Origin of the sequence: Streptomyces fuscigenes (assembly GCF_021556455.1) — a bacterium.
Taxonomy (GTDB): Bacteria; Actinomycetota; Actinomycetes; order Streptomycetales; family Streptomycetaceae; genus Streptomyces; species Streptomyces fuscigenes.
In genome coordinates, this window is sequence record NZ_JAKGCV010000204.1 from 1 (window position 1) to 9784 (window position 9784).

At 73.5% G+C, this 9784-nt stretch carries 6 protein-coding genes; all 6 read left to right on the plus strand.

What is annotated here, in order from left to right; genetic code table 11:
- A partial coding sequence (locus L1885_RS17110) for an ROK family protein (RefSeq protein ID WP_235797991.1) occupies window positions 1-425 on the plus strand: 425 nt, incomplete at its 5' end.
- A 423-nt stretch (window positions 426-848) separates the two neighbouring features.
- Entirely contained in the window at window positions 849-1967 is a 1119-nt protein-coding gene (locus tag L1885_RS17115) for an NAD(P)/FAD-dependent oxidoreductase (protein WP_235797992.1), read from the plus strand.
- Window positions 1968-2648: 681 nt separating this feature from the next.
- Window positions 2649-5651: a 3-phosphoshikimate 1-carboxyvinyltransferase gene (aroA, locus tag L1885_RS17120; protein ID WP_235797993.1), complete on the plus strand. Its 3003-nt coding sequence runs from the start codon at window positions 2649-2651 to the stop codon at window positions 5649-5651.
- A 143-nt stretch (window positions 5652-5794) separates the two neighbouring features.
- Complete coding sequence (locus L1885_RS17125; RefSeq protein WP_235797994.1) at window positions 5795-6979, plus strand: acyl-CoA dehydrogenase family protein; 1185 nt, start codon at window positions 5795-5797, stop codon at window positions 6977-6979.
- On the plus strand, window positions 6976-7812 hold the full coding sequence (gene chcA / locus L1885_RS17130; protein WP_235797995.1) for a 1-cyclohexenylcarbonyl-CoA reductase: 837 nt from the start codon (window positions 6976-6978) through the stop codon (window positions 7810-7812). The genes L1885_RS17125 and chcA overlap by 4 nt, the downstream gene beginning before the upstream one ends.
- A gap of 49 nt (window positions 7813-7861) precedes the next feature.
- A partial coding sequence (locus L1885_RS17135) for an oxidoreductase (protein WP_235797996.1) occupies window positions 7862-9784 on the plus strand: 1923 nt, incomplete at its 3' end.

Genomic DNA, 9784 nt, shown 5'->3' on the forward strand with positions numbered 1-9784 from the left:
CGGGGGCGCCCGCGCGCGGCGGCCCGATGGAGGACGCGGTCTCGGCGGACGCCGTGGTCGCGCTCGCCCACTCGCTCGGCATGCCGAAGGCCGTGACCCGTACGGCGAAGGACGTGTTCGCCGCGGCCCGGGCCGGCGACGCGACCGCCCTGCGGGTGGTGGAGCGGGAGGGGGCGCGCCTCGCGCACGCCGTCGCGGCGCTCGCGGCCGTCCTCGACCCCGAACTCGTGGTCCTCGGCGGCGGCGTCGGACGCAACGGGGACCTGCTGCTCGGGCCGCTGCGGGCGTGCCTGCGGGACCTGACGCCGCTGCGCCCGCGGGTGGTGGGCTCGGCCCTCGGGGACGACGCCGTCCTGCTCGGCGCGGTGGCCCGCGCGGCCGAGGCGGCCCGCGAACGCGTCTTCGACATGCGCCGGGACGCGTGAGCCCCGCCCCGATCCCACCGTTCCCACCGTTCTCGTAAGGCATCCTTCCAAGACTGGGGCGGAGCCGTGAGGGCGGGGCGCCCCGCCCCTCCCCGCCGCGCCGCTGCCGCTGCCGCTGCCGCGCGGCGAACGTGTGCGGCCGCAACGTACGCGAGGCGCTCCGCCGCCGGCCGCCCGGTGCGGCGCGTCGCCCGGCGGCCCGGCCGGAATCGCCGCGAGGAGGACGCGGCGCCCGGCGCGCAACCGCTTTGCCCCTCGGTGCCACTTTCGCCCGGCCGGTGCCGTCGCACGCACCGCGCCCCGGCGGGAGTCGCGCCCCGCGGGCCCGGCCCCGCTCCGCGCGCGCACGGTGAACCGGGGGCGGGTCCGTACACGTTCCACAAGCGGAAGCAACAAGTGCGAGCGGAAAGAAGTGGGCTGACCATGGCCTCGACCACGGCCTCGCGACGGGTCGTCATCATCGGCGGGGGATACGCGGGCGTGCGGCTCGCGCGGGACCTCGACCGGCATGCCGACGTGACGCTGATCGACCTGAAGGAGACGTTCTTCCACCGGATCGCGTCCCTGCGCGCCAGTGCCGACGCCGACTGGACGTACGCGCCGTTCATCCCCTACGACGCGCTGCTGGAGCACGGGCGCGTGCTGCGCGACAAGGCCGTGGGCATCGAGACCGCGGAGCGCCGCGTGGTCCTCGCGTCGGGCGGGATCGCCCCGTACGACGTGCTGGTGCTGGCGACCGGCGCGGACTACCAGGAGCCCGCGCGGTTCACGGGCCGCACGGTCGGCGAGGCGGCGGCGTCCTTCCTCGGCCACCAGCGCCGGGTCGGCGGTGCGCGCTCCCTGCTCGTCATCGGCGGCGGCCCGTCCGGTGTGGAGCTGAGCGCGGAACTGCGGCGCGCCAACCCGGGCGCCACGGTGACGCTCGCCCACTCCGGCAGCCGGCTGCTGTCGCGCATCGGCACCGGGCGGATGGGCCGCCGGGCCCGCGCCTGGCTGGAGGCGCACGACGTACGCGTGTTGCTCGACACGTTCGTCTCCTCGGCCGGCGGTGTCGGCAGCAGGCTGCGCGACCAGGCCGGCAGCCCGCTCGGTGCGGACGTGGTGTTCTGGACGACGGGAACCACACCGAACACGCTCTGGCTGCGGCTGGCCGGGCGCGGCGGGTGGCTCGACGCGAGCGGCCACGTGCGCGTCGACGCGCACCTGCGGGTCCTCGGCCAGCGCGACGTGTTCGCCATCGGGGACGTCAACGACGTGGCGGAGGCGAAGCTCAGCCCCACTGCCCTCGCGCAGGGGCAGGCGGCCGCGCACAACATCCGCGCGCAGCTGGACGGTGTGCGCCACGGTGCCCGTCCCCGGCCCTACCGGCCCGCCCCCGTAAGGGCGTTCTCCGTTCCGTTCGGTCCCGGGGGCGGCACCACACTGCTGCCGGTGCTCGGCCGGGACGCACTGGTGCTCGGCAACCGCGCGACCGTGCGATTCAAGAGCAGGTCGCTGATGCTCCCCACGGTCCAGGGGCTCCTGGGCCGTTCCACGGAGTGAGAACGGGCGGGTGTTCGAGCAGTGGTGTCCGCCACAACGGAAAGATCCGCGCAGGTCCGGGAACGGTCACCGACCTGCGCCCGTCTCACTCTTACGGGGCGAGCTGCATGCATGTACCGAGCATTGATATAAAGCTCATATGACCGAGCACTTCCAGCAGGACCTCCGCCGTCGTGGCGTGGTTCCGTGCGGGCTCGTCATCCGGACGCTCTCCCCCGTGCACCCGTTTCCGGGCCGCACGAGCGCACCTCGGCTCCTGCCACGACCGGAGGGGCCCGCACCGTCGGCCCCACGCCATGACAGCCGTCCGATCTGTTCCACGCGTCATCGGATGCCGCGATCCGCACGGAGTGACTGACCCCCGTGAGCGCTCACCCAGCGCTCCCGCCACTTCACGATACGGTCGTTCCCGTGCCCGCGTATGTGCCCGCAGGCCTGCCGTCGTCCCCCGTAAGGACCGCACATCGGTCCGACCGGCGATGTCGCATGCCTGCCCGCTCCAGCTTTCATAACGTAACCACTGCCGTCACATGGACGGTTCCATCACCGAGCCACGGCCCCAGCGGCCGGGGCCGTGTCCGTGGTGTCCAGGCGCCTTCGCGCCGCGACGACGACGGCGCCGCCCCCGCCCCGACGGCCGAGGCCCGGTGTGCCCGCCTGGCCAGGGAGTAGCAAGCCCCCATGCACCTTCTCGTCAAAGGGATCAAGCACCCGCTCACCGGCGATGTCCTCGTCCCCAATTCCAAGTACCACGCGCACCGCGCCCTGATCCTCGCCTCGCTCGCCGACGGCGAGAGCCGTGTGCACGGGCTCTCCGACGCCCGGCACGTCGAGTACACCGTGCAGTTGCTGCGCGGCCTAGGTGTGAAAGTCACACGTGACGGTGACACCTTTGTGGTGAAGGGACTGGGCGGGCGCTACAAGCCGCGCCGCGCCGCCGTGTCCGCCGGCAGTTCCGGCACCACCCTCTACTTCATGATCGGTCTCGCCTCCCTGTCCGACCGCGACGTCGCGGTGACGGGGCAGAAGTACTTCAGGCGCCGTCCGGTCGGGCCCCTGCTGCGCGCCCTCGAACAGATGGGCGTCGGCGTCGAGTCGGCCGACGACTGCCCGCCGATCAAGGTGACCGGCCGCCGGCCCGCCGGCGGGCACGTCCGCATCGCCGGCACCCTGTCGCAGTGGATCTCCGGCCTGATCCTGCTCGCGCCCTTCGCCACCGGGCACACCACCATCGAGGTGGAGGGCGAGCTGAACGAGCGCACGTATCTGGAACTGACGGTCGCGATGATGCGCCAGTTCGGCCTCCAGGTCACGGTGTCGCAGGACTGGCGCCGCTTCGACATCGAGCCGGACCAGCAGGCGCACCCGGTCGAGCTGACGCTGCCGCCGGACATCGGCTCCGCCGCCTTCGGCATCGCCGCCGCCGCGCTGCACCCCTCGGACGTGCTGCTGCGCGGCATCACCTCGCTGGAGGGCGGCCCCGCCGACCACCCCGAGTTCCACTTCCTCGACATCGCGCGCGCCATGGGCGTGCCGATGGAGATCGACGAGGCCGCGGGCGGCGTCCGCATCCAGCAGGACCGCCCGATGCTCAAGGGCGTCGACGTCGACTGCCGCGACGTGCCGGACATGCTGCCGATCCTCTCGACGCTCGGCACGTTCGCCTACGGCGAGTCGGTGTTCCGCAACATCGCGCACACCCGGCTGAAGGAGTCCGACCGCGCGGCCGCCATGCTCCAGCTCAACGCGATGGGCGGCGAGCTGGAACTGACGAGCGACACCCTGCGGGTGCGCGGGGTCGGCGGGCTCGTCGGCGCCAAGCTGTCGTCGTTCAACGACCACCGCGTGCTGATGTCGCTGGCCATCGCCTCGTCGCGGGCGAGCGGCTTCTCCACGCTGACGTACCCGAACGCGTACCGCATCTCGTACCCCACCTTCCTCGACGGCATGAACACCCTCGGTGTGCCCATGTCGGTGGAGGAGGGCGCAGGCGCAGTCGGCAGGGCGAAACCGCGCCGGCTGGAGCGGGAGGTCGCCAAGCCCGACCTCGCGGCCGGTGTCACACTGCCCGAGTGGCTCAGGCGGCGGGCCGAGAGCCGGCCGCACGACACGGCCGTGGTGGACGTGCGCTCCGACCACGACGAGATCGTCACCTGGAGCGAGCTGGCGGAGCGCGTGGAGCGCACCGCGGCGCTGCTGCTCGACCTCGGCGTGCGGCCCGGCGAGAACGTCGCCTACCAGCTGCCGAACCGGGTCGAGTTCGTGGTGCTGTCGCTGGCGGCGCTGCGCGTCGGCGCGGTGTGCTGCCCGATCATCCCCTTCTTCCGCGAGCGCGAGGTCGGCTTCGTGCTGCGCCGCTCGAGGGCCCGCGTCCTCGTCGTCGCCGACGAGTACCGGGCGCGGCGCCCCGCGGAGGAGGTGCTCGGCCTGTCCGGCGAGGACCGCGCCGCGCTGGAGCACCTCCTGGTGCTGTCCCACTCCGGCGGCGCGGCGGCGCTGCCCGCCGCGGGCGCGAGCGGTGTGTCCGTGCGCGACTTCGGTGCCGCGCTCGACGAGGTGTCGCTCGACGGCGGCGCCCGGGCCGCGCTCGACGCGATCGTCCCCACGCCGGACATGGTGGCGCAGCTGCTGTTCACGTCCGGCACGACCGGCGAGCCGAAGGGCGTCACGCAGCGCAGTGCCAACCTGGTGCGCGCGGTGTCCATGGAGGTCAAGCACCTCGGCCTCGGCGCGCGGGACGCGGTGTGGGTGCCCTCGCCGCTCGCCCACCAGACCGGCTTCCTGTACGGGATGGTCCTCGCGCTGGTGCTCGGCGTACCGCAGATCGTCCAGTCCGACTGGGACGCCAAGCGCGCCCTGCAGTCGCTCAACCAGCACGGCGCGACGTTCGTGCAGGCCGCGACCCCGTTCCTGGCCGACCTGGTGCGGGCCGTCGAGGAGAGCGGCGAGACGCCCCGCAACCTGCGGATCTTCGTGGCCACCGGCGCGCAGGTGCCGCGCGGCCTCGCGGAGCGCGCGGGCCGGCTGCTCGGCGCCGACGTGTGCGGCGCGTTCGGCACCACCGAGACGTGCCTGGGCGCGCTCTCCGCGCCCGGCGACGAGCCGGTCCAGCGCTGGGGCTCGGACGGCCGCGCGCTCGACGGCATCGAGCTGCGCATCACCGACGACGCGGGCCGTGTCCTGCCGGCGGGCGAGGAGGGCAACTTCGAGCTGCACTCCCCCACCGTCTTCGAGGGCTATCTGGACCGCCCGGACCTGACGGCCGAGGTGTTCACCGAGGACGGCTGGTACCGCACGGGCGACCTGGCGACGATCGACGCGTCCGGCTACCTGCGCATCACCGGCCGGGTGAAGGACGTCGTCAACCGCGGCGGCGAGAAGATCCCGGTGGCCGAGGTGGAGCAGCTGCTGTTCGGCCACCCGGCCGTGGAGGACGTGGCCATCGTGGCCATGCCCGACGAGCGGCTCGGCGAGCGCGCCTGCGCCTTCGTCGTGTTCAAGGACGGTGCGACCCTGGAGTTCGAGGAGATGCGCCGCTACCTGGACGAGCACCAGGTCGCCAAGCAGTACTGGCCCGAGCGGCTGGAGCCGATCGACGTGCTGCCGCGCAACCCGATCGGCAAGGTGCAGAAGTTCGAACTGCGTGCACGGGCCCGCGGTCTGCGCCCGCACGGCACGCTGTAGACAATGCCCTCCGGCGGCGGGAGCGTGCCCGGGGAGGCGTCGAAGGACGCCCCCCGGGCCGCACCCGCCGCGGACGGCCACGGCGGCGGGCCGCAGCCCGGACCGGCGCCACTTCGCAGAAAGACGGAAGGCAGAACCAGCAGATGACCGACGACCAGCAGTTCCACCAGCTCAAGGCCCAGGTGGAGCAGTGGGTGGAGGGGCCCGGCGAGCGCTGGGCCGAGCGCATCGAGGAGACCGGTGAGGTCCCCGAGGAGCTGTGGGCCGAGCTGAACGAGCTCGGTTTCCTGCGCGTCGCCGCGCCGAAGGAGTACGGCGGCCAGGGCCTCGGCTTCGCGCGCTGGATGGAGCTGATGGAGATCTTCTCCCGCTCGCACGGCTCCGTGCGCATGATCGTGCACGTGGTCAACGGCATCTGGCGCTCGATGGACGGCCACGCGAGCGAGGAGCAGCGCAAGCGCTTCGTCGTCCCGTCCGTCACGGGCGAGATCAAGATCGCGTTCACGCTGACCGAGCCGGCCAACGGCACGGGCGCGGACATCACCACGTCCGTGGTGCGCGAGGGCGACACGTACTACCTCTCGGGCCGCAAGCACCTGATCACGTTCGGCGTGCGCTGCGACTACTACCTGCTGGCGGCGCGCGTCGAGGGCACCAGCGGCCACGAGGGCACCGTCGCGCTGCTGGTGCCCCGCGAGGCCGAGGGCGTCACCGTCGAGGACACGTCCAACACGATGGGCGTCACCGGCACCGACCACGCGTCGCTGACCTTCGACCGCACGCCGGTCCCGGTCGACCACCGGCTCGGCGCCGAGGGCGAGGGCCTGGAGGTCTTCCTCGGCGGCTTCCTCACGCCCTCGCGCATCTCCGTCGCGATGAGCTGCGTCGGGCTCGCGCAGCGCGCGCAGCAGCTGGCCGTGGAGTACGCGAGCAACCGCGTCACCTTCGGCAAGTCGCTCACGCAGCGGCAGGCCATCCAGTTCCTGCTGGCGGAGAACCAGGCCGACATCGAGGCCGCCAAGCAGCTGGTCCTGCACGCGGCGCGCCGCTTCGAACAGGGCGCGGACGACGCGTCGATGCAGTCGTCGATGGCGAAGATGCACGCCGTGACGATGCTGACGAACGTCACCGACAAGGCGCTGCAGGTGCACGGCGGCCTCGGCTACTGGAAGTCGCAGAAGATCGAGCGCGTGTACCGGGACGCCCGGGCGCAGCGCTTCGAGGAAGGCACCAACGAGGTGCAGAAGGCCGTCGTCTTCCGCGAGCTGCTGCAGCGCGCGAAGGCGGCCGGCGAGAAGGCCACGAAGAACGAGGAGAGCGCCCGATGAGCGGGTCGAAGGACGCCACGAAGAACGAGCGGGTCTCGCTGATCACGGGCGCCTCGCGCGGCATCGGCCGGGCGCTGGCACTGACCCTGGCCCGCCAGGGCGGCACGATCGCCGTCAACTACAAGAAGAACGCCGACCTCGCCGAGAAGACGGTCGCCGACATCGAGGAGGCCGGCGGCCACGGCTTCGCCGTGCAGGCCGACGTCGAGACGACCGAGGGCGTGCAGGCGCTGTTCGACGAGGTGGCGCGGCGCTGCGGGCGCCTGGACAACTTCGTCTCGAACGCGGCCGCGAGCGCGTTCAAGAACATCGTGAACGTCGGCCCGCACCACCTGGACCGCTCGTACGCGATGAACCTGCGTCCGTTCGTGCTGGGCGCGCAGGAGGCCGTGAAGCTGATGGACAAGGGCGGCCGGATCGTCGCGCTGTCCTCGTACGGCTCGATCCGCGCGTACCCGACGTACGCGACGCTCGGCGCGATGAAGGCCGCGATCGAGGCGTGGGTGCGGTACATGGCCGTGGAGTTCGCGCCGTACGGCATCAACGTCAACGCGGTCAACGGCGGTCTGATCGACTCCGATTCGCTGGAGTACTTCTACAACGTCAAGGGCATGCCCGACATGCGGGGGGTGCTGGACCGCATCCCCGCGAACCGGCCCGGGACGGTCCAGGAGGTGGCGGACACGATCGACTTCCTGCTCGGCGAGGGCTCCGGTTACATCACGGGCCAGACGCTGGTGGTCGACGGCGGCCTCAGCGTGGTCGCGCCGCCGTTCTTCGCGGACGCGGGTCCCGAACTCCAGCTTCCGCCGCGCCCGACGCGGGAAGCCTGATTTCGCGGGGTATCCACCCCGTTCGGAGAATTTGGGAGAGGTACAGCACGTGTTCGACCATGTCTTCCGGTCAGGTGCCATCGGCGGCCTGACGCTGCCGCACCGCATCGTCATGGGTGCCATGCACCTCAATCTGGAGGCCCTGGAGGACGGCGGGGCGGCGCTCGCCGCGTTCTACGCGGAACGGGCGGGCGGCGGCGCCGCGCTCATCGTCACCGGCGGCACGGCGGTCTCGCCCGCCGGGGCCGGCGGGCCGGGGTACGGCATGGTCGGCGACCCGGCGCACCGGGCCGCGCTGCGCCGCGCCGCCGAGGCGGTGCACGCGGCGGGCGGCCTGATCGCCCTGCAGCTCTTCCACGCCGGGCGGTACGCGCTGCCCGGCGTGGAGGGCACGGACGGTGGCGCGCCCTTCGCGCCGTCGGCCGTCTACAGCAGGTTCTCCCGCACCACGCCGCGGGAGATGACGGCGGACGACATCGCCGCGACGCTCGGCGACTTCGCGCGGGGCGCCGAGGCGGCCCGCGACCTCGGCTTCGACGCCGTCGAGGTGATGGGCTCCGAGGGCTACCTGATCAACCAGTTCACCGCGCCCCTGACCAACCTGCGCGACGACGAGTGGGGCGGCGACGCGGCCCGGCGCCTGCGCTTCCCCGTCGAGGTGATGCGCGCGGTGCGCGCGGCCGTGCCGGGCTTCCCCGTGCTGTTCCGGATGTCCGGGGCGGACCTGGTGGAGGGCGGCACCCCCGCCGAGGACACGGCGGCGCTCGCCGTGGAGCTCGCGCGCGCGGGCGCCGACGCGCTGGCGGTCGGGGTCGGCTGGCACGAGTCGCCGGTCCCGACGGTGCAGGCCCAGGTCCCCGAGGGCACCTGGGCGGTCTTCGCGAAGGACGTGAAGCGGGCGCTGCGCGGCGCGGGGCTGGAGAGCGTGCCGGTGATCGCGTCGAACCGCTTCAACCGGCTGGCGCAGGCGGACGAGGCGCTCGCCGGGGACGGCGTCGACTTCGTCGCGATGGCGCGGCCGTTCCTGGCCGACCCGGCGATCGTCGCGAAGTCGCGCGCGGGGCGGCCGGAGACCGCGGACCTGTGCATCGCCTGCAACGAGGCGTGCATCGACAGGTCGTTCGGCACCGAGCGGGTGTCGTGCCTGGTCAACCCGCGGGCGGGGTACGAGGCCGAGTTCGCGGCGGGCGCCGCGCCGGGCGCCGCGCGCCGCCGCTACGCGGTGGTGGGCGCGGGTGTGGCCGGGCTCCAGGCGGCGCGCACGCTGGTGGCGCTGGGCCACGAGGTCGAGGTGTTCGAGGCGGCGGCGGAGCCCGGCGGGCAGTTCCGGATGGCGGGACTGGTGCCGGGCAAGGCGGACTTCGCGTCGACCGTGCGCCACCACGTGGCCGAACTGGCCGAGGCGGGCGTGCCGTTGCGCCTCGGGCACCGGATCGGCGGGCGGGACACGGCGCTGCTGCGGACGTTCGACGGCGTGGTGCTGGCCTCGGGCGTGCTGCCGGTGCGGCCGGCCCTGCCGGGCCTGGCGCTGCCGCATGTCATCGACTACGCGCAGGCGTTCGCCGACCCCGACGCGCTCGGCGAGCGGGTCGCGGTGATCGGCGGCGGCGGCATCGCGGTGGACCTCGCGCACCTGCTGACGGCGGGCCGTGCGGCCAAGTCCACGCCGGAGGAGTTCCTCGCCGCGCACACGGTGACGGGGGGATCCGGGGAGCGGGCCGCCGCCGGGGGCAGCGGGCGCTCGGTGACGCTGATGCGGCGCGGCGGGCGCGTGGGCGCGGGCATCGGGCCCAGCACTCGCTGGGTCGCCATGGGTGAGCTGCGCGCGGCGGGCGTCGCGACGCTGGTCGGCGTGGAGTACGAGGAGATCACGCGCGAGGGCGTGGTGGTCCGGGACGCGGACGGCGAGCGCCGCCTGGTGCCGGCCGACCACGTGGTGCTGGCCGCGGGCCAGGAGCCCGAGCGCGACGCG